At 57.4% G+C, this 20161-nt stretch carries 21 protein-coding genes; 7 read left to right on the forward strand and 14 right to left on the reverse strand.

Annotation, left to right across the window (positions count from 1 at the left end; genetic code table 11):
• The first annotated feature begins 33 nt into the window (after window positions 1–33).
• Both ACTJJ1_RS00370 and ACTJJ1_RS00375 read left to right on the forward strand, forming a co-directional pair.
• Window positions 34–429 carry a VOC family protein gene (locus ACTJJ1_RS00370; RefSeq protein WP_004941975.1) on the forward strand — a complete coding sequence of 132 codons (396 nt, stop codon included), beginning with the start codon at window positions 34–36 and terminating at the stop codon, window positions 427–429.
• A gap of 92 nt (window positions 430–521) precedes the next feature.
• The gene (locus tag ACTJJ1_RS00375; protein WP_041417324.1) at window positions 522–1439 is read left to right on the forward strand and encodes a DUF808 domain-containing protein; all 918 of its coding nucleotides are present in this window, start codon (window positions 522–524) and stop codon (window positions 1437–1439) included.
• 38 nt (window positions 1440–1477) lie between these two features.
• Here ACTJJ1_RS00375 and ACTJJ1_RS00380 read toward each other — a convergent pair whose 3' ends face one another.
• Window positions 1478–2014 carry a GNAT family N-acetyltransferase gene (locus ACTJJ1_RS00380; RefSeq protein ID WP_004941977.1) on the reverse strand — a complete coding sequence of 179 codons (537 nt, stop codon included), beginning with the start codon at window positions 2012–2014 and terminating at the stop codon, window positions 1478–1480.
• A gap of 102 nt (window positions 2015–2116) precedes the next feature.
• Entirely contained in the window at window positions 2117–3043 is a 927-nt protein-coding gene (locus ACTJJ1_RS00385; RefSeq protein WP_004941979.1) for a DMT family transporter, read from the reverse strand.
• A gap of 99 nt (window positions 3044–3142) precedes the next feature.
• Between ACTJJ1_RS00385 and ACTJJ1_RS00390 the strand changes: the two genes are divergently transcribed.
• Window positions 3143–4021 carry a LysR family transcriptional regulator gene (locus ACTJJ1_RS00390; RefSeq protein ID WP_004941982.1) on the forward strand — a complete coding sequence of 293 codons (879 nt, stop codon included), beginning with the start codon at window positions 3143–3145 and terminating at the stop codon, window positions 4019–4021.
• Here ACTJJ1_RS00390 and ACTJJ1_RS00395 read toward each other — a convergent pair.
• The 5 genes from ACTJJ1_RS00395 to ACTJJ1_RS00415 form a co-directional block, all read right to left on the reverse strand.
• The gene (locus ACTJJ1_RS00395; protein WP_110605888.1) at window positions 4018–5043 is read right to left on the reverse strand and encodes a MerR family transcriptional regulator; all 1026 of its coding nucleotides are present in this window, start codon (window positions 5041–5043) and stop codon (window positions 4018–4020) included. The genes ACTJJ1_RS00390 and ACTJJ1_RS00395 overlap by 4 nt on opposite strands.
• Before the next feature lie 133 nt (window positions 5044–5176).
• Window positions 5177–5989: a MetQ/NlpA family lipoprotein gene (locus ACTJJ1_RS00400; RefSeq protein ID WP_004941986.1), complete on the reverse strand. Its 813-nt coding sequence runs from the start codon at window positions 5987–5989 to the stop codon at window positions 5177–5179.
• Window positions 5990–6167: 178 nt separating this feature from the next.
• Window positions 6168–7004 carry a DUF1460 domain-containing protein gene (locus ACTJJ1_RS00405; RefSeq protein WP_004941988.1) on the reverse strand — a complete coding sequence of 279 codons (837 nt, stop codon included), beginning with the start codon at window positions 7002–7004 and terminating at the stop codon, window positions 6168–6170.
• A gap of 103 nt (window positions 7005–7107) precedes the next feature.
• A complete protein-coding gene (locus tag ACTJJ1_RS00410; protein WP_440831943.1) occupies window positions 7108–7650 on the reverse strand; it encodes a GNAT family N-acetyltransferase in 543 nt (180 codons plus the stop codon).
• Window positions 7647–8117 (reverse strand): acyltransferase, encoded by a 471-nt coding sequence (locus ACTJJ1_RS00415; RefSeq protein WP_004941993.1) that lies wholly within the window; start codon window positions 8115–8117, stop codon window positions 7647–7649. Before ACTJJ1_RS00415 ends, ACTJJ1_RS00410 begins: the two co-directional genes overlap by 4 nt.
• Before the next feature lie 204 nt (window positions 8118–8321).
• Between ACTJJ1_RS00415 and ACTJJ1_RS00420 the strand changes: the two genes are divergently transcribed.
• On the forward strand, window positions 8322–8912 hold the full coding sequence (locus ACTJJ1_RS00420; protein WP_004941995.1) for a Yip1 family protein: 591 nt from the start codon (window positions 8322–8324) through the stop codon (window positions 8910–8912).
• A gap of 55 nt (window positions 8913–8967) precedes the next feature.
• On the opposite strand, the gene ACTJJ1_RS00425 is transcribed toward ACTJJ1_RS00420, so the two are convergent.
• From ACTJJ1_RS00425 to ACTJJ1_RS00445, 5 genes are all read right to left on the reverse strand, one after another.
• The gene (locus ACTJJ1_RS00425) at window positions 8968–9819 is read right to left on the reverse strand and encodes a DMT family transporter (RefSeq protein ID WP_440831945.1); all 852 of its coding nucleotides are present in this window, start codon (window positions 9817–9819) and stop codon (window positions 8968–8970) included.
• 342 nt (window positions 9820–10161) lie between these two features.
• Window positions 10162–11535, reverse strand: a complete 1374-nt coding sequence (locus ACTJJ1_RS00430) for an NAD-dependent succinate-semialdehyde dehydrogenase (protein WP_208904754.1) — start codon at window positions 11533–11535, stop codon at window positions 10162–10164.
• A gap of 173 nt (window positions 11536–11708) precedes the next feature.
• Window positions 11709–13418, reverse strand: coding sequence for a D-lactate dehydrogenase (gene dld, locus ACTJJ1_RS00435; protein ID WP_440831947.1), 1710 nt, complete (start codon window positions 13416–13418; stop codon window positions 11709–11711).
• A gap of 207 nt (window positions 13419–13625) precedes the next feature.
• Entirely contained in the window at window positions 13626–14420 is a 795-nt protein-coding gene (map, locus tag ACTJJ1_RS00440) for a type I methionyl aminopeptidase (protein WP_004942002.1), read from the reverse strand.
• Window positions 14417–14620 (reverse strand): ParD-like family protein, encoded by a 204-nt coding sequence (locus ACTJJ1_RS00445; RefSeq protein WP_006324220.1) that lies wholly within the window; start codon window positions 14618–14620, stop codon window positions 14417–14419. The genes map and ACTJJ1_RS00445 overlap by 4 nt, the downstream gene beginning before the upstream one ends.
• 169 nt (window positions 14621–14789) lie before the next feature.
• On the opposite strand from ACTJJ1_RS00445, the gene ddlA reads away from it, so the two are divergent.
• Together ddlA and ACTJJ1_RS00455 are read left to right on the forward strand one after the other, a co-directional pair.
• Entirely contained in the window at window positions 14790–15893 is a 1104-nt protein-coding gene (ddlA, locus tag ACTJJ1_RS00450) for a D-alanine--D-alanine ligase (RefSeq protein WP_004942006.1), read from the forward strand.
• 196 nt (window positions 15894–16089) lie between these two features.
• On the forward strand, window positions 16090–16656 hold the full coding sequence (locus tag ACTJJ1_RS00455; RefSeq protein WP_440831950.1) for a hypothetical protein: 567 nt from the start codon (window positions 16090–16092) through the stop codon (window positions 16654–16656).
• 326 nt (window positions 16657–16982) lie between these two features.
• Here the strand turns inward: ACTJJ1_RS00455 and ACTJJ1_RS00460 are convergent, their stop codons facing one another.
• Window positions 16983–17762, reverse strand: coding sequence for an ABC transporter substrate-binding protein (locus tag ACTJJ1_RS00460; protein WP_004942008.1), 780 nt, complete (start codon window positions 17760–17762; stop codon window positions 16983–16985).
• A 42-nt stretch (window positions 17763–17804) separates the two neighbouring features.
• Entirely contained in the window at window positions 17805–18959 is a 1155-nt protein-coding gene (locus ACTJJ1_RS00465) for a pyridoxal phosphate-dependent aminotransferase (RefSeq protein WP_004942010.1), read from the reverse strand.
• A gap of 268 nt (window positions 18960–19227) precedes the next feature.
• Here ACTJJ1_RS00465 and ACTJJ1_RS00470 point away from each other — a divergent pair, with 268 nt between their 5' ends.
• Window positions 19228–20157 carry a LysR substrate-binding domain-containing protein gene (locus ACTJJ1_RS00470; RefSeq protein WP_037432448.1) on the forward strand — a complete coding sequence of 310 codons (930 nt, stop codon included), beginning with the start codon at window positions 19228–19230 and terminating at the stop codon, window positions 20155–20157.
• The last annotated feature ends 4 nt before the right edge of the window (window positions 20158–20161 follow it).

Below are 20161 nucleotides of genomic sequence, written 5' to 3' on the forward strand. Positions count from 1 at the left end.
TAAATACCCTATCGTATGCGAGAGAGGATTCCTATGAGCCAGGTTGCAACCTTTATCATGTTTCAGGGCAACGCCCGGCAGGCTATCGATCTTTACAGCGGGCTGTTCGGCAGTTTTAAGGTTCAGCAACTGCTGCATTACGACGAGACGCCCGACGGGCAGCGGCGAATCAAACAGGCTTCGATAGATTTTGACCGACAGCATCTGGTGTTTAGCGACAGCCCGGTCAGCCATGATTTCAGCTTTACCCCGGCGGTGTCTCTCCACGTTAATTTGGCGACCGAAGCCGAATTGGAACGGGTATTCGCCCGCCTGGCGGAGGGCGGTGAAGTGCTGATGCCGCTCGATGACTACGGCTTCAGCGCACGTTTCGGTTGGCTGAACGATCGCTTTGGCCTCTCCTGGCAGTTGAACGTGCCGGCTACCTGACCAACCGCGACATCCTCCTATACCCATTCAGGGGCGTTTACCGCTATGCTAAACGGGCAAGGGTTTAATGAAATTTGATAAGGATGACCATTTTGGCCGGAAGTAGCTTACTGACTTTACTCGACGACATCGCTTCGCTGCTGGACGACGTCTCGCTGATGACAAAAATGGCGGCGAAGAAGACCGCCGGGGTGCTGGGTGACGATCTGGCGTTGAATGCGCAACAGGTTAGCGGGGTAAAGGCCGATCGCGAACTGCCGGTGGTGTGGGGCGTGGCCAAAGGTTCGTTTATCAACAAACTGATTCTGGTGCCGCTGGCGTTGCTGATCAGCGCATTCGCCCCCTGGGCGATCACGCCGCTGCTGATGGTGGGCGGCGCTTACCTGTGTTACGAAGGCTTTGAAAAAGTGTTCCACAGCCTGACTCACGGCAAGCAAGGGGAGGAGAAAAAAGAAGAACTGGACGCCAATGAAGACGTGGCGGCCTATGAACAGCGCAAGGTGAAAGGGGCGATTCGCACCGATTTCGTGCTGTCCGCCGAGATTATCGCCATCACTCTGGGCACCGTGGCCGGTGCGAGCTTTAGCCAGCAAGTGATTGTGTTGAGCGGCATCGCGATTGTGATGACGATCGGCGTTTACGGTATCGTGGCCGGCATCGTCAAGCTCGACGATTTGGGATTGTACCTGAGCCGCAAAACCAGCGCGCTGGCGCGCTCGATCGGCAATGGCATTGTCAGTGCCGCACCTTACCTGATGAAAACCCTGTCGATCGTCGGTACTGTCGCCATGTTTATGGTCGGCGGCGGCATTCTGACCCACGGTCTGCCTCCGGTGCATCATTTGTTCGAAGACTGGGCGTCGTACGCTACCGTCGTACCGACCTTCGGCCATATTCTGCAGGGGGTGATCCCCGCTTTGCTCAACGTGGTGTTCGGCCTGGTTGCCGGCGGCGTGGTGCTGTTGGTGGTTTCGGCTCTGGGGGCTATCCGCGCGCGCTTTACCGCCTGATAATCGCGGGGTGCGTGTTGCGCACCCCGTAGCTGCCGTTACGGCCGGCTGCCGTCGCCGCCACTCAGCGCGCGTTGCATGATCTGTGTGTCGCGCCATTCACCCAGTTTGAATCCTACCGCCTTCAGCGTACCCACGCTGGTAAAGCCCAATGTCCGATGCAGGGCCAGCGAGCCTTGATTGTTTTCGGCATTGCCGACGATCGCCAGCATCTGCCGCCAGGGGCCGCGTTCGCAACGGGCGATCAGCTCGGCCAGCAACGCTTTGCCGATGCCATGACCCTGAAGACCTTCGGCGATATACACCGAGTCTTCTACGGTAAAGCGGTAGGCCGGGCGTGGCCGATAGGGCGTGGCGTAACAGTAGCCCACCACGCGATCTTCCCGTTTGGCGACCAGCCAGGGCAGCCCGGCTTCCTGTACCTTGCTGCACCGCTGCTGCATTTCTTCACATGTGGGCGGCGTTTCTTCAAAGGATGCCGCGCCGTAAAGCACGTGGTAGGCGTAGATCTGTTGTACGGCGGCCAGATCATCCGGCGTGGCGTCGGTGATGATCAACGGGGCGGAAAGGGGCATAAGAGTTCTTTGTTTACCTTGAAAAATCAGAAGATAAACGCATTATGCTCCCCGTCCGACGGCAAGGTAAATTGGGCTTTTTTATGCCGGTGATAAAAAAAACTATAGTTGTCTGCTGGCCCGGTGCCGCGGCAGCAGGTGTTTTACTGCGCCGGAGGCCAGCAGCACGCCGAGGATAACCCAGACCGCCCCGACTAATTGCCAAACGTTGGGTGCGGTACCGGTGAGGGTGGCCACCAGCATGGTAAACACCGGAGCCAGATTGAAGAAAATGGCGGTGCGCATCGAGCCGATTTTTTCCAGCCCGTTGAACCATAGCAGATAGGCCAGTAGCGAGCCGCACAGCGCCAGATAAACCACTGCCGCATGCACGCTGAAGCTGGCGGAAGACAGACTTTGCAGCGGGTTTTCGAAGATAAACCCCAGCGGCAGCAGCGCCAGCGTGCCGAACAGCATCGAATAGCTGGTGGTTTCGATGGCGGTGGCGTTATGCACCAGCCGCCGGGTACCGACCATATTCAGCGCCCAAGCCAGGCTGCCGAGCAGGATAATGCCGTCGCCGGGGTTGATTTCCAACCGCAACAGCGTTTGCAGGCTGCCTTTGGCGATCACCAGCGTTACGCCGATAAAACCCGCCAGCAGGCCGGCGGCGCGTGACCCACTCAGTTTTTCATGCTCCCAAAATACCCCGAACAGCATTGTCCACAGCGGCGTGGTGGCGAGGATCAGCGCACCGTTGATCGGCGTGGTGGATTGCAGGCCGAAAAAGGTGCACAGGTTAAACAACGTAAAGCCGAGCACGCCCAGCCCAAGGTAGGCCGGCCAGTTGCTCTTCAGCGTACTGAAGCGTAACTGCCCGCGCGGACCGAAGAGCAGCAACAGCGCCAGCGTCGCCAGGCTGAAACGCTCAATCGACGCGGTGATCGGCGGCTGATGGGCGATGATATAGGCACCGGCATTGAAGTTGGTACCCCAGAAAAAGGTGGCGATAATCACCCCCAGATAGGCCAGCGGCAGCGAAGTTTTCATGGTGATTTCCTGTGGTGTGGAATAAACAAAAACAGTTTGCGCCACGGATTGTTGCGGTAAAATCCCCTATATATTCACTTGTGATGTGAGAAAATACCCATGTTCAATTGGGAAGATTTGCACTACTTCATGGTGTTTGCGCGCGAGAAGTCGCTGTCAGGCGCCGCCCGCAGTTTGCAGGTCGATCACGCCACCGTTGCCCGCCGCATTGCCAGCCTGGAAGCATCGCTGGCGTTAAAACTGGTGGATCGCCGCCCGCGCAGCTACCTGCTTACCGCCGACGGGCAACGCATCGCGGCGCAAGGGGACAGCATGACGCTCAACGCTTTCGCCGTCAGCCGCGCCGCCCTCAGCGGGCGACAGGGCATCGCGGGCGAGGTTACGTTGAGCGTGCCGCCGGTGATGGGGTTGAAGCTGATTGCCCCGCGTATTGCCGAGTTGCAGCGCCGTTATCCGGATTTGCGACTGGTTTTGCTGGCCGATACCGCCAACGTATCGCTGCTGCGTGGCGAGGCGGATATTGTCATCAGGCTCAGCCGCGTCACTGAAAGCGATCTGGTGGCGAGAAAAATCGGCACCGTCGAGTTCGGGCTGTACGCCAACGCCGGTTATCTGCGAGACACGCCGGAGGCGGAGCGGGGGTTTATTGGCTATCACGATGAACGGGCCGCTTCGGCGCAGCAAAAATGGTTGCTGGAGCAGGCCGGGCCCCGGCCGCTGGTGATGCGCAGCAACGACCTGATGATTCAGGCTGCCGCCGCTGCGGCTGGCGCGGGCATTGCGCTGCTGCCGCATTTTGTCGCGCAGGAACTGGGGCTTGAACGCTTGGCGCCGCCGCTTGGGCTGCGGCGCGAAGTCTGGCTAACGGTGCATGACGATATTCGCCATGCACCGGGCATCGCCGCCGTGACGGCGTTTTTACTGGAGTGTTACGCGGGCGTTGTGGGGATCACCCGGCTGGTGGATAACCTTGCCTAGCCCCGCATCAGCTGCGCCACTGCCTGTTGCAGATAGCTCAGCAGCGCCGGGGTCAACCAGGTGCCTTCGGTCAGCGTCGGCTCTTGTTCCATCGCCTGGCGAATTTTCATCTGGGTGGCCGGGTCGGTGCCGGCATAAGACTGGAACAGCGCCAGCCATTTGGCCGCCAGTTGCTTCGCCTGGACGGACTCCGGCGGCACGCCGTCTCTTAGCGCCTGATGGAACTGGGCGATCAGCGCCGGCCATTCGTGCAGGCGGGTAAAGTAGTGTTGGCGCACGTAGGCGTATTCTTCCGCCGACAGGTATTTTTGGTAGATCGACAGCTTGGTTTCGGCAAAGGCCCGGGTGACATAATCGGTCACAGCCGGGGTGATGCCGGTCTGTTCACGCATTGAGGGTTCGTCGGCGTGCATGGCGTTAAGCCGGGTAAGAAACGCCGGATTAAGCGCGGTATCGCGTTCCAGCATCTGCATCCAACGCCGCGCCAGGGCCTGCGCCTGCGGCGCTTGCGCTTCGACGCCACCGTCGATCAACTGGCGCATGCTGCTCACCAGCTCGGCCCATTCCTGATTGCGCGCCTGATCGGCCTGATAGAAGGGCAGTTGCGCCAGTTCGTCGGCGGTAAAATATTTGTCGTACATGGTCATTAACTCCAACGTAGTCAGCCAGTCGTTCAATTCCGGTTCGTCCCCGGCGGTGAGCTGGGCATGCATATGCTGCAAACGATCGCGTAGCGCTACGGTCTGCGCCAACTGCCGATCCAGCATGGTTATCTGCTGTTCAATCACCGTGGTTAACGTTACCCCGGAACGTGTCAGAAGTGCCCCGACCTCCGCAAGCTGGACTCCCATTCGGCGCAACGCCTGAATATGGTGCAAGCGGGTGATGTCAGCCCGGTTGTATAAACGGTAGCCGGCGTCGGAACGCGCAGAAGGGATCAGCAAACCAATGCTGTCGTAATAATGCAGTGTCCTGACGGTGATGCCGGAACGGCGGGCCAGTTCGCCCACTTTTAATAACATGACGTGCTCCTCCCCAGTGCGTGCAGGGATACTAAAGCCTGACGCGACGTGAGGGTCAATAGCGCGGAAGGGGATATTTTCAGGAAAGTGGCGGGCGCCGAAAATGGCACCCGCAAGGAAGGGAACCGCTTGCTTACCAGCCTTTTACCGCACCACCGTTAAAAATTTTCTCGGCGGCTTTGGCCACTTCATCCGACTCGTAGGCCTTGACGAAGTTTTGCACGTTCAGCGCGTCTTTATTGTCTTCACGCGTCACAATGATGTTGGTGTACGGCGAATCTTTGTCTTCGATAAAGATGCCGTCTTTGGTTGGCGTCAGCCCGGTCTGGTTGATGTAGGTGGTGCTGATGATAGCTACCGTGACTTTAGGGTCATCCAGCACTTGCGGCAATTGAGCGCCCTCCAGCTCCATAATCTTGTAGTTATGCGGGTTGGCGCTGATATCCAGCGAGGTTGGCAGTAGCCCTTTGCCCGGTTTCAGGGTAATCAGGCCGGTTTTCTCCAGCAGCAGCAACGCGCGGCCGAGGTTGGTCGGATCCAACGGAATAGCGATAACGGCGCCGTCCTGCAGCTCTTTCAGCGATTTGATTTTTTTCGAATAGCCGGCCATCGGGAACACGAAGGTATTGCCCACCGCCACCAGTTTGTAGCCGTGATCTTTATTTTGCTGTTCGAGGAACGGCCGGTGCTGGAATACGTTGGCATCCAGCTCACCTTTATCGGTGGCGTCGTTCGGCAGCAGAGAGCCGCTGAAACCGACCAGTTCAACCTCCAGGCCGTATTTCTCTTTCGCTACCTGTTTGGCGACTTCCGCCACGTCCTGCTCCGCGCCGTTGATAACCCCGACCTTGATAAGGTTCTGGTCTACCGGCTTATCGCAACCCTGCAGTGCCAGCGTGGCGGCAAACGCCGCCATCACGGCGGTAAAACGCCAGGTCTTTAACATCGTGTTCTCCCTGAAAAAAACAGTAAAATCAGTTGGTTTTGTGCTGTTAGCTAAGCCTGAAGCCGCAGGGAAGTCAAACGCTTGCTCAGCACAAAGGGTTATAGGTAATAACAGGAAGTTTTATAGAGACTATGGCTTTCAGATTGCACCCTGAAAGCCATCGGGGCTGGAGGGGCGGTTATTTTGCGCGCAGCACGACGATGCCGGGCGTGTTGATCACATAGTCCATAAAGGGCGAGTCCACTACCTTCATGTTTTCCTTGCGAGAAGAGGCATTGCGCAACATCGGGCCGTTTTCGGTCATGATAAAGATGCCGGTGTGAGTGACGTCCAGCCCGGCAAGATGGGTGTAGATACCGATGTAATCGCCGGTGCGCAACTGGGCCAGCACCTTATCGTCAATAAAATCGCTGGGCAGATAAGTGATGCTGCGCCGCACATTTTTCAGACCGGGCAGATAGCTGCCGCCGTCGGCCTTTTGGTTCAGATTTTTCATCTGCGTCACCGCGTGCGGGCTGAGTTGAGCGGTAATGTCGGTCACGTTTGTTTTGGCGACCTGCGCCCAGTCGGTGAAGAAATGTTTGCGCTGCGGGAAGCTGATTTCGCTATGGGCGTAGCGGGTCTGGATCAGGCGTTGAACGAATTCAGCCTGATTGTGCGATTTGCTCAGGGCATCGACGTAGTCGATATAGGTAAAGCAATCCAGGCCGCGGAAGTCGATCACCAGCTTTTCCGGCGTGTCCTGAGAGCCTATCAGCATGTTGGCAACGTAAGGCGTACCCAGAAATTGCTGAGAGATCAGATTGATAGTCTGGCCGTTGTCTTGCCCGGCCGGCCAGGTAGCCTGTTTGGCGAGAATGTCGTTGAGCTTGCTTAACGTCTCGCTGTCCAGGTTTATGGGCGCTACCGCAGGGGGCGTGACTGCGGCACCGGGTTCATCAATTGGCCGCTGAGGACTTTTATCTGCGCATCCGCTCATCGCTATAACTAACATCAATGGAACAACCTTGTACATTTTACCCTCCAATGGTTTCAGTCCGTTACCCTATAAATGATAACAGTTCTCACCATGAGGCGGGTGGTTAATAAATAAACATAGCCTAAACGCTGGCCAATAATCAGTAACCGATCTCGTTATTAAACGGCAGATACCAAAATAACGCGATTTCATGGTCGGCAATATCCGGCTGAGCGCGATACAACAGGTGATCGATACCGCCGAGAATAAAACCGAAGCGCTGATAACAGCGGCAGGCAATCAGATTATTGTTTTGCGTTTCCAGCATCAACCCCGGGGTTTCCTGCTGCTGCGCCCAGTGGCGCGCGGCATCCAGCAGGGCGGTGGCGACGCCCAGGCGGCGCACGTGGGCGCTGACGACAATCTCTTCAATCAGCGCATAGCCGTTCCAGTTTTTGCTCAGCGTGGTGTGGCCGACGGCTTCCCCCCGATGACGTGCCAGAAAGGTTTCGCTCTCTTCATTGAGGAAGGGGGCCAGTGGATAGTTCTTGCGAAACGGCGTGACCGGCCGCAGTGGCCAACTGTCGACCGGGGTATCGAAAATCGGTTGGGCATAGTGGGTGACCGAAAAGCTGAAATCGCAGCTTTCCAGATAGCCGTCGGGCAACTGGGCGACGGCGGCGATATGGATAGCCTGGCTCATGGGTCCAGCTCTCTCAGCAGGCGTGCCGGGTTGCCTGCGTAGATCCCTTTACGGGTGATGTCTTTGGTGACCACGGCTCCGGCGCCGATCACCGCGCCGCTGCAGATGTTCACCGCCAGCACGGTGGCGCCGGAGCCGATGGCAACCCGATCGCCAATCTGCGTACGGCCCCAACTGGCGGCATCGGCGTTCGGAGCGCCCTCTTTAAACAGATCGTTGGCGAAGGTCACGTTATGGCCGACAAAACAGTCTTCGCCGAGGGTGACATATTCGCAGATAAAACTGTGTGACTGGATTTTGCTGCGAGCGCCGATGCTGACGTTTTTTTGGATCTCGACAAAGGGCCCGACAAACACGTCGTCGCCGAGTCGGCAACCGTACAGGTTGCTGGGTTGTACCACAGTGACATTTTGCCCGGCGTCGACCTCGACAATGCCGACCTGGCGAAGAGTGATGGCAGATGACATGGCAGTCCTCATGGCTTTGCTCAATCGGGGGATTATAAAACAAACTGCCGCTGCGTCTGCGTTTTCCGAACGTTTTTTCAGCGAAAGACTATAATAAGTACAGGGGAGAGAGCCCCGTGGCCGCAATCCTCGCACGGTCAACAATCCGTCGGAGGGGTAAATTCGTTCGCCGATCGCGACCTACGGCGATGGAGGAGGTGTCTCATGGTTAATCATGTTTGGGGACTTCTGGCGCATCCAAGCACCGAGTTCGAACACATTAAAAGCGAGAACGAAAGCGTCTCGCACCTTTACACCCATCATGTGCTGCTACTGGCGGCGATCCCTGTGGTCTGCGCCTTTATCGGCACCACCCAGTTGGGCTGGCTCTCCGGCGAAGGCCATGCGATCCGGCTCGATATGTTTACCGCATTTTATACCGCAGTGGCGTTTTACCTGTTGATGCTGGCGGGTGTGGCGATCATGGGGAAAGTGATCCACTGGATGGCGCGGCGTTATGAAGCACGCCCGAGTTTGCACCGTTGCATGGTGTTTGCCGGCTATGTCGCAACCCCGATGTTTCTGAGCGGTATTGTCGCGCTCTATCCCGTCGTGTGGCTCTGTCTGTTTGTCGGCGTGATTGGCCTGTGCTATTCGGGCTATCTGCTGAATCTGGGTATTCCTCATTTCCTGAATATCGACAGTAAAGAAGGCTTTATCTTCTCCAGTTCTACCTTTGCCATCGGCATCCTGCTGCTCGAGTTTCTGCTCGGGGTAACGGTGCTGCTGTGGGGGTATGGTTCCTGGTTATTCTGAAAACGATGTTTTGATATTGCCCCTCATGCCACTTGGCATGAGGGGCTTTTGCTTTTTACGGCTTACGGAACACCAGCATTACGCCAAGTACGATGGCCGCCATGCCCAGCATGCTCATTGCCGCCAACGCATGGCCGAGCAGCAGGTAGTCCAACAGGGCGGTGACCGCCGGGATCAGGTAAAACAGGCTGGTGACCTGCACCAGATTGCCGCGTTGGATCAACCGGTACAGCAAGAAGGTGGCCAGCACGGAAATCACCACCGCCATCCACAGCAGCGGCACGACAAGCGCCATGCTCCACTCGACCCGCAGCGGCTCGAAGGGTAACACCAGTGAGCACATCAGCAATCCGACGGCGTACTGCAACGGCAACACCGCCAGCGGCGGCTGACTCATGCCTTTTTGCAACAGCGTGCCGGCGGTCATGCAGGCCAGCGCGATAAAAGCGCACAGCATGCCGGGCAAGGAGAAGTGGGCGATCGCCAGGCTTTGATACACCACCAGCGTCAGCCCGGCCATCGCCAGCAACAGGCCGAGGCCGCGCAACCCGGTACAGCGGCGTTCGGTAATGAACTGGGTCAGTATCGGCTGAACGCCGAGCAGCGTCGCCAGCACGCCGGGCGTGATACCCTGTTCCAACGCCAGCAGATAGCTAATCTGGTAACTGCCGATCATCAGCAGCCCGATCAATGCCACGCGCCACCGGGTGCCGCGGACGGGCAGGCATTGCCGCTGCCACAGGCCGATTGCCAGCAGCAGCGCCAGAGCGATGGCGCAGCGGAAGAAAAGGAAGGCGAAGGCAGAGGCATGCTCCAGCCCCAAGCGGGAGAAAATTGCGCCGCTGCTCCAAAGCAGGACGAACAGCGTAGCCAGGCCGGCATTGGCCCATTGAGTGATAAATCGCATTCGGTTTCACCTGTCGTGAAAATGGCAAGTTCCAGCACGCGCGGCGGTCTACGCCTGGGCGCAAATAAAGAAAGCTGGAGGTAAAATTCGGTTTGGCTTAGCGCACAACCACAGAGCGTGGCGGGTAAGCGGCAACCGCAGTGACGACAGAGAAAACGGCTGGAGGGGCGGAAGATGCGCACAGTTGAACGACGGCCGGAAGCGGCGTGTTCGTTGGGTCTGTGATGTGCGCAAACTGAGCCATTGATATTCCTGAAAGCAGGGAGTGATTACGGCATCAAAGATAGTGAAGTTCGGCGGGAGGCGCAACATAAAATTAACGCCTCCCGCCGAGGGGGCGGTTTAGTTTTTGCTGACCACCACCAGTTTCTGGTTCACAAACTCTTTGATCCCCAGATCCGACAGTTCACGGCCGAAGCCGGAGCGCTTCACGCCGCCAAAAGGCAGCTCGGGTGCGGTGTCGGTCAACGAGTTGATATACACCATGCCGGTCTCGATGCGCGAGGCCAGCTTTTTGGCGCGTTCGATATCCGTGCTGAAAATAGCGCCACCGAGGCCGTAGTGAGAGTCATTGGCCAGTTTGACGATCTCGTCGTCATCCTTGACCACGTAGATCTGCGCCACCGGGCCGAAGAACTCTTCGAAATACGCCGGGTTGTCACGGCTGATGTGGGTCAGGATCGTCGGCTCGAAGAAATTGCCGTCATGCGGTATCGGCTTGCCGCCGTAATGCAGTTTGGCACCGTTTTGCACCGCGGCGTCGACCTGTTTGGCCAGCCCCTCCAGCGCTTCGCGGGAAGACAGCGGCCCCAGCGTGGTGGTTTCATCCAGCGGATCGCCGATGTTCACCGCGCGGAAATGCTCGGTAAAGGCTTGCAGGAAGGGCTCCGCCACTTTTTCTTGCACGATAAAACGTTTGGCTGCTGTGCACACCTGGCCGGCATTGCTCAGCCGCGCCTGCGCGCCGATCTTGGCGGCTCTGGCGATATCGCTGTCGTCCAGCACCACGAATACGTCGTTACCGCCCAGCTCCAGCGTAGATTTCTTCAGTGCCTTTGCGGCTTGCGAGGCGACTATGCTACCGGCCTTTTCCGAGCCGGTCAGCGCCACGCCCTGCACCCGGTCGTCGGCGATGATGTTCGCCACCTGCTGTTGCGAAATAAACAGGTTGGTGTAGGCGCCTTGCGGCGCACCGGCCTCGGCGACCAATTGTTCAAAGGCCTGCGCGCAGTGCGGCACGATGCCGGCATGCTTCACCAGCACCGGATTGCCGGCGGCCAGATTGGGCGCCAGCACGCGCATCAACTGGTAGAACGGGAAGTTCCACGGCTCCACCGCCATCAGCACGCCGATCGGATGATGCTCTACCCAGGCTTCGCCGAGGCTGGACTCATAGCGCACCGGCGCGAGAAATTTTTTGGCGTTGTCGGCATAGTAGCGGGCGATCTGGGCACAGAGCTTCACTTCGCCGCGGCTTTGCGCGATCAGCTTGCCCATCTCCTGGCTGGCGATTTTCGCCAGTTCCTCAACCCGGCTCTCCATCAGGTCCGCCAGCTTGTGCAGTACCGGCAGCCGCTGGTCGATATCGCCCTTGGCCCAGCCGGAGTGATACAGCGCGTCAGCTTTTGCCAGCGCTTGTTCGACCTGCTGGTCGGTATGCGGTGTGTACTCTTTGATCAGTTGGTTGTTAAAAGGGTTTACCGTTTGGTATGGCATGAAGAGTTCCTCTCGTCGCGGATGGTGACGCATGACATACGCCTTGAACGGCGCAGCAAAAGCGGCTGCACCGGTCTTTAAGTCTAGACGATAGGGGAGAGAGGGGCCGAAGGCGCAGAGGGATCTTCGGCTTTGCCCCCGTATGCCGGGGGCGCGGGCCGAAGGCGGAAATGTTACCGGGTATTGCCGGCCCAGTTTTTCCGCTTGCTGGTCTTGCCGAGACCGGGGTTAAAGCTGTTGGTCGGATCGGCGGATTGGTAGAAGGCCTGCAGATCGGGCTTGGCGTGGTACAGATGGCCGACGTTATGCTCGGCCGGGTACTCCGCGCCGCGTCGGTCGAGGATCGCCAGCATTTGCTCTTTCAGCGCGTGGCTGTCGACGCCTTTTTTCACCACGTAATCCTGGTGGAAGACGTGACACATAAAGTGGCCGTAATACAGTTTGTGCACCAGTTGGCTGTCGATTTCCGGCGGCAGGGTTTCAAACCACTCGGTATCGTTGCGGCGCAGCGCAATATCCAGCGCCAGAATATCCTCTACCTTGTCGGCATGTACCGCATGGTAGCGCACCGCAGCGCCGGCGGCGGCGAAACGGTGCAGGAAGGCCTTTTTGCCTTCGTCTGCGGTGCAGGCGAAAAATGCGCCGTTGGCCTGGGCAAAGTATTGGCTCAGATACCGCTGCGCTTCGTCGACGCCGGGGCCGGCCATTTTCAGCAGCAGGTGATGTTCAAAGCGTTCGCGGTATTCTTTCATCCGCTTCGGCAAATGGCTGGGGGCCAGGTGGCTCAGGCCCTGCATCAGCCGGTCGGTCAGGTTGTGCGGCAGCAGCGGCAGTTTGTTGAAGCTGGCGTCCACGCGGCCTTTCAGGGTGAAGAAACGCGGCATTTGATCGGTGCCGAGCTTGTCGATCATCATAAAGGTGTCTTTGCCGTACACTTCGGCGATATCGAAAATATCGCGGTGCATGTATTCGCCGGCCACCGGCAGATTGTCGAATTTGCCGAGCATATGGCGACGCAGTTCGGTCAACACGGCGGTGTCGTTGGTGCCGATATAAAAGACCTGCTCTTTGCCTTCTTTCTCAAAGGTGTCCAGGCGCACCGCAAACACCGCCAGTTTGCCGGCGCAGCCGGAGGCCTCGAACAGGCGGCGTTTATCCGCATTGAAGCGGGATGGGGTATCGGCATCGACGTCGCGCACCCGGCTGGCGTATTCGTTGTCGGAGGCGCGCAGTTCGCCGTGCTCGACGTCCTCCGGCCGGTAGTCGCCTTTCTCCAGCCGGGTGAGGATCTCTTCCGGCGTGTCGCCGAGTTTAATCCCCAAATGGTTCACCAGCCGCAGTTGGCCGTCTTCACCCAACTGGGCGTACAGCGCCATTTCGGTATAGGCCGGGCCGCGTTTCACCAGCGAACCGCCGGAGTTATTGCACACGCCGCCAATCACCGAAGCGCCGATGCAGGAGGAGCCGATCACCGAATGCGGTTCGCGGCCGTAGGGTTTCAGCAATTTTTCCAGCTGATTGAGGGTGCTGCCGGGGAAGCCAACCACTTGTTTGCCGTTGTCCAGTACCTGAACGTGATCGATCCGCAGGGTGCTGACGATGACGATATCGCGGTCATAATCGTTGCCGCTGGGCGTCGAACCTTCGGTCAGCCCGGTGTTCGCCGCCTGCATAATGACGATTTTGTCGGCGGCCACGCAGGCCTCCAGTATTCGCCACAGCTGCAACAGGCGGGTAGGGAACACCACCGCCAGCGCTTTGCCTTCGCCGGAGCGAAACCCCTTACGATAACGTTCTGTGCTGCGTTCGCCGGTCAACAACTGCGGGCCGCCGACGATGTCTTTGAGCTGAGCGAGAAATGCCTGATTACCTGACTGCGTCATGCCGATCTCCCTGTCATACCGATCGTCTTTCAAACGGCGGCGCGGTTCCCCGGGGACGAAGAGAGTTGTCCCGATTCACGTGGGCGCCGCATGCAGCGCCCCTACATGACCTGCGGTTCTTGTCGTTATCGCCGTTTGAAATCCAGAGGGTAAATTAATTGAGTAGCCTGCTGGCTTAATACCTTGGTAACTTACTGGCCTGGTAGCTTAATAACGTTCCGCGTACCCGGCCTGACGCTCTTCGTCACGCAGCGTCAGAATTTCCACGCCGTCGGCGGTGACCGCCACGGTGTGCTCCCATTGAGCGGACAGCTTTTTGTCGCGGGTCACCACCGTCCAGCCGTCTTTCTTCTGCTTAATGCGGTGGTCGCCCTGGTTAATCATGGGTTCGATGGTAAATACCATGCCTTCCTGCAACGCCATGCCGGTGCCCGGCAGGCCGAAGTGCATCACTGCCGGTTCCTCGTGCATGTCGCGGCCGATGCCGTGGCCGCAGTATTCACGCACTATGCTGTAACCGGCCTGTTCCGCATGCTGTTGAATGGCATGGCCGATATCCCCCAGCGTCGCGCCCGGCTTCACCGCGCGGATGCCTTGCCACAAGGACTCATATACGTTGTTCACCAGCCGTTTGGCCAATGGCGTTGTCTGGCCGATGCAGTACATTTTGCTGGAGTCGGCAATGTAACCACCGTTTTCCAGCGTAATGTCGACGTTAACGATCATGCCGGAACGCAGGATTTTGCTGGCCGAAGGAATGCCGTGGCAGATCACGTCGTCGATCGAGGTATTGAGCACGTAAGGGAAATCGTACTGGCCTTTACTGGCCGGGCGCGATTTCAGCTCATCGACGATAAAGGCTTCGGCGCGATCGTTAATTTCCATGGTCGACATGCCTTCGCCAATCACCCCATCGAGCATAGCAAACACCTTGGCCAGCAGTGCGCCAGAGTGACGCATTTTGGCGATTTCTTCCGGCGTTTTGATCACAATCTGTTTCACCCGACAATCTCCTTCAGCGTCAGCGCGTTATCTTTCATCATTTTTTTTACCAGTTGAGGGTAGGTCAGTTCTGGATGGAACTCCGCCAGCATGCCGATCTTGATCCAGTATTCCGCCTGCGCGTTGATCGAACGCGTCATCGTCAGACTGGCGAGGCGCAGATCGTCATGCAGCGCGTCTGAAATTTTCACAATGCCCATAGGCTGCTCCTTAAAGGAATAATATACGAAGTGTATATGGTTTGGATGGTGGGGATTGTACATTCCGTGGCATAAGAAGTTTCCTGGCGACAACGATTGCCGCCGTCGGACAATGCGTTTATTGTGATAAACGACTTTTTTTGCATGATTTTTCAGAAGGATTCAGGGCGTGACTAAATTACGGGTTGGGGTGATCTTTGGCGGTAAATCGGCTGAGCATGAAGTGTCGCTGCAGTCGGCAAAAAACATTGTGGACGCTATCGACAAAGAGAAGTTTGACGTCACGTTGCTGGGGATCGACAAGCAGGGGCAATGGCACATTAACGATGCCTCCAATTACCTGCTGAATGCGGAAAACCCGGCGCTGATCGCGCTGAACCGCTCAAATAAAAATGTGGCGCTGATCCCCGGTCAGGAGAAACAGCAACTGATTGAGGCGAGCAGCGCCGGCGCACTGGGCCAGCTCGACGTGGTATTCCCGATCGTGCATGGCACGCTGGGCGAGGACGGTTCACTGCAAGGGTTGTTGCGGATGGCCAATATGCCGTTCGTCGGCGCCGGTGTGTTGGGCTCGGCGGTGAGCATGGACAAAGACGTCACCAAACGCCTGCTGCGCGATGCCGGGCTGGCGGTGGCCCCCTTTGTCACCCTGACGCGCACCAACCGCGGCAAATACGGTTTCGATCAGCTTAGCGAGCGTCTGGGCCTGCCGTTGTTTATCAAACCGGCTAACCAGGGCTCTTCGGTGGGCGTCAGCAAGGTGCAGGATCGGGCCGGCTTTGACGCAGCGCTGGCGCTGGCGTTCAGCTTCGATCACAAGGTGCTGGTGGAGTCGGCGATTGTCGGCCGTGAGATTGAGTGCGCGGTGTTGGGCAATGACGAACCGCAGGCCAGCCTGTGCGGTGAAATCGTGCTGAGCGATGCTTTTTACTCCTACGACACCAAATACATCAATGAGCAGGGCGCGAAGGTAGTGGTGCCGGCGGAGATCGCGCCGGAAGTCAGCGACAAGATCCGCGACGTGGCGCTAAAAGCGTTCCGGGCGCTGGAATGCTTTGGCCTGGCGCGCGTTGACGTGTTCCTGACGCCGGACAACAACGTGGTGATTAACGAAATCAACACGCTGCCGGGTTTCACTAATATCAGCATGTACCCCAAACTGTGGGCCGCCAGCGGCGTCAGCTACAGCGAGCTGATTACCCGGTTGATCGAGCTGGCGCTGGAGCGCCATCAGCAAGATCGCGCGCTGAACAGCTCGGTGTTCGATCGGTAATATCGGATATTTCTCGCGTTGTTTTTTGGTAAAAAGGTATTTATGAGGCTGGTCCAAGGGAGTTCCAGCCTCATAAAAGTTATCACGTTCATCTTTTTGTTCTTAAGAGCAGGTAATACCCGAAGGTTCTTAAGGGAAAGCATTGTTGTTATCTAGTCTCAGTTAAAAGGAATTCCTGATACTAATGTACGTTAGAATGCACTACGACGAAGTACTCCCTGACGATGGTTGTGGTTGGGAGCGCAAGCGTTTTACCTATGATCGAGCGACTCATTACTCTTATAAATTTATGGTATCGGGTGAGTTTTATTCTGTGGTAGCCAGACATATAAACTCAGAACACGAGCTTAACCAATTAGGGTATACACTTCCTCAAGCCTGCAGTTTTCCTGCTCCTCTCATGGCGGAAGTTTATTTTGACCGCTTTCATGATATTGAATCATTTGGCAATTTCCTCCATTACTCCAGCAAGGGACTGGGGAATGGAACGGTATTGCTCAATGTTGCATCGCTTATGCTGGAGCACTACAATACATTCAATATCGGTGGTTTTGTTTTTCAAGCGGCTCCCCCCTCTCAAACTGGAGCTAAGCGACAGGCAGATCTGGTTGAGATTTATGATTGTTTGCTTGGGTTGAGCACAACACCCCGTGTTAATGTCAAAACGGGAAGGGTGAAAAAGAGTATTACACCGCTTCTGCCACCAAATATGAGAGCCTTTAAGTCAACGTCGACGGGGAGGGATTATGTCATCATCTGCTAAAGTTGTTGCCCGTGAAGTGGCTGTCGACATGGTCATGAACAGGCACCGTAAGACTATGAAGAGTTTACTCGTAGCGGAGACAGAACGTCTGCTTTGCGGAACTTCAGGGGTTTACGGAAAAGACTGTGAGGCCGACGTGACTGGTAATAAACTGAGCACGCGAGCTTCAATGAGTGAGCTGCGGCGTAAGCTGAAAGCTTAAGTTTTTGATGTGAAAATGGCTCCAGTTAGCAACGGAGCCATTTTTATGGGTTAGACAGAGGTAAACCTAAAAAAGATATCCCCCAGCGTCGCCTTGCTCATTGTGAACGGCAGAGAGGATGCGCTTATTTCACCGTCACGTCGATATCGCCAAAATACTTCTTCGCCAGCGCGGTCACGGTACCTTGCTGCTTCACTTTTACGATCGCGTCGTTCAGCTTTTTCTTCAACGCGTCATCCCCTTTACGCAGGCCGAAGGCGATGCCTTCACCGAGTATCTTGTCATCGCTGACCGCATCGCCGACGAAAGCGAAGCCTTTGCCGTCCGGACGCGCCAGGAAGCCGCTTTGCCCTGACGGCGCCATCACCAGCGTGGCGTCGAGGCGGCCGGCGGTCAGGTCAAGGTACGCCTGGTTCTGATCCTGATAGGAGACGACGTCTACGCCCTGCGGCGCCCAGTGGGCCTTGGCGTAGGTTTCCTGAATCGACCCCTGCAGTACGCCGACGTGTTTGCCCGCCAGCGACTTGGCGTCCGGCAGCAGGCCGCTGTCGGCTTTGGCGATCAGGCGGTTGGGCACCTGATAGATAGAGTCGGTGAAGTCAATCGCCTGGCGGCGCTGGTCGGTGACGTTCATCGCCGAGTTGATGGCGTCAAACTTGCGAGCTTTCAACGCCGGGATCAGGCTGTCGAACGAGGTCTCGACCCAACTGCATTTCAACTGGGCTGCGGCGCAGACCGCGTTGCCCAGATCGATATCGAAGCCTTCCAGCTTGCCGCTGGCGGATTTGGATTCGAACGGCGGATACAGCGCTTCCAGGCCGAAGCGCAGCGTGTTTTCCGCCGCCAGAGAGGAACCGGCGGCCAGCAGGCAGCCCACAGCGATCAGCGTTTTCAGTGATTTCATAGTCAGTGCCTTTTTCCCATGGTCAAACCAAAAGTGAATGCATTACACCTGACACAGACGGCGTGCGCCTTCCAGCAGGGTTTCGTTATCTTTTGAAAAACTCAGCCGGATGATGCCGGTGTTGGTGCCGTCGCTGTAAAACGCCGACAGCGGGATAGTCGCGACTTTCGCTTCACGGATTAAACGCACCGCAAAATCGTTGTCGCTTTCGCTGCTGAAACCGCTAAAGCGGGCCAGCATAAAGAAACTGCCACGGCTGGGTAATAATTCAAAGCGCGAATCTTGCAAAGCGCCGGCCAGCAAATCGCGTTTCTGCTGATAGAAATCCGCCAGCCCCAGATAGCTTTGCGGATTGCTCAGCGCTTCGGCGAAGGCATATTGCATCGGCGTATCGGCGGAGAACACCATAAACTGGTGCACCTTGCGGATCTCATCCATCAGCGCCGCCGGCGCCATGCAATAACCGACCCGCCAGCCGGTGACGTGATAGGTTTTGCCAAACGACGACACAATCACGCTGCGTTCGGCCAATTGCGGGTGGCGCGCCATGCTGTGGTGAATATCGCCGTCGAATACCACGTGTTCGTAAACCTCGTCGGACAGGATAACGATATCGGTATTGCGCGTCAGGGCGGTCAGGCGCTCAATGTCATGCTCGCCGAACACGCTGCCGGTCGGGTTGTGCGGGCTGTTGACGATGATCATCCGCGTTTTGCCGGTGATGGCGGCGGCGACCTCGTCCCAGTCAATGTGCAAGTCCTGCAGCGACAGCTTGATGGCTACCGGCGTGGCACCTTGCAGGCGGACAATCGGCGCGTAGCTGTCGAACGCCGGTTCGAAATAAATCACCTCGTCGCCCGGGTGCACCAGCGCGCTGATAGCGGAATACAATCCTTCGCTGGCACTGGCGATGACCGTGATTTCTTCGTCGGCGTCATAACGTGTGCCATACAATCGTTCAACTTTATCTGCCAGCGCAGCGCGTAATGCGGCCACACCACTCATCGGTGCGTACTGGTTATGACCTGCGCGCATGGCTTGCGCCACTGCGTCGACCAGTTGCGGCTGGCAGGCGAAGTTCGGTGCGCCCTGCGACAGATTCAGTGCCTGATGTTCAGCGCTGAGCTGGCCGATTACGGTGAAAATAGTGGTGCCGACATCCGGCAACTTCGAGCGTTGTGAGCAGGCGCTCTGCATGATTGGCTCCTGGAGCGGGGGAAGTATTGCTTGATTAAGCATCAGTGCCGGTAGGCGGACAAGGGAATGTTTGTCATACTAGCCATGAGTTAAAGTCATGGCTATCCCCGTCATACTTGAAGCTGCATCTGTGTTGGCTGCGTTCACTCACCCGAATCACTTACCTGAGTAAGCTCATCGGGATTCCCTCGCTTGCCGCCTGGATGCAACTCCAATTATTTAGGGGATATGCCCGTGATTATTAATTGGCGAGATTAAGGAACCCGCTATGCAGACATCTCTGCCGTCGCTCGACGTTTTGAAAACTTTTGTGGTGGTGGCTCAGCGCCTTAATTTCACTCATGCCGCCCAGACACTGCACTTGACGCAAGGCGCGGTCAGCCGTCAGATCCTCGGGCTGGAGCAGCATTTGGGCTATCCGCTGTTCAGCCGCCGGGCGCGCGGGTTGACGTTGACCCCGCAGGGCGCCATGTTGTTGGCGCCGGTGCAGCAGGCGCTGGGGCAACTGGGCGAGGCGCTGGCGCGGGTTGGGGCGCAGCCGGGCACGTTACGCATCAAGTGCCCGACTTGCGCCATGCGCTGGGTGTTGCCGCGCATTATCCGGTTGCAAAACGAGCGTCCGGAAATGCATATCGAACTGACCGCTTCGGTATCGCACGGGTTGGATTTCAGCGCAGAGCACTTCGATGCTGCGGTGGTGTTCGGCCAGCCGCAGGGTAAAAAGCTGGCGGTGCATCACCTGTTCGATGAAATCCTCACGCCGGTCTGCACGCCGTCTTATCTTCCCGATTTGGCCCGCCCGCCAACCCCGGCCGATCTGGCGGAGAAAACCCTGCTGCACCCCACGCGCGATCGCCGCGACTGGCTGCTGTGGTTGAAGGCGGCAGGGCTGGAGACGCTGCCTTCCGGCAAGGCGCAGCATTTTGATACTCTGGATTTGGCGATGAGCGCCGCCCTGCAAGGTTTTGGCATCGCCATCGGCGATCTGTGCCTGCTGGAGGAGGATATCCAGGCGCAGCGCGTCGTTACGCCGTTCCCGCTCAGCGTGGTCAGCGGCGCGGCCTACTATTTGGTCTATCCTGAACGGGCGCTGATGCCCGCGACATTAGCCACGCTGGTCAATTTTCTGGGCGAAGAGGCGGAGCAAAGCCGCGCACGGCTGAAGAACGGCTTATCCGCCTCCGCTAACAGCTTGTAACCTT

Source organism: Serratia sp. 22264 (genome assembly GCF_052045345.1).
GTDB lineage: Bacteria > Pseudomonadota > Gammaproteobacteria > Enterobacterales > Enterobacteriaceae > Serratia > Serratia plymuthica.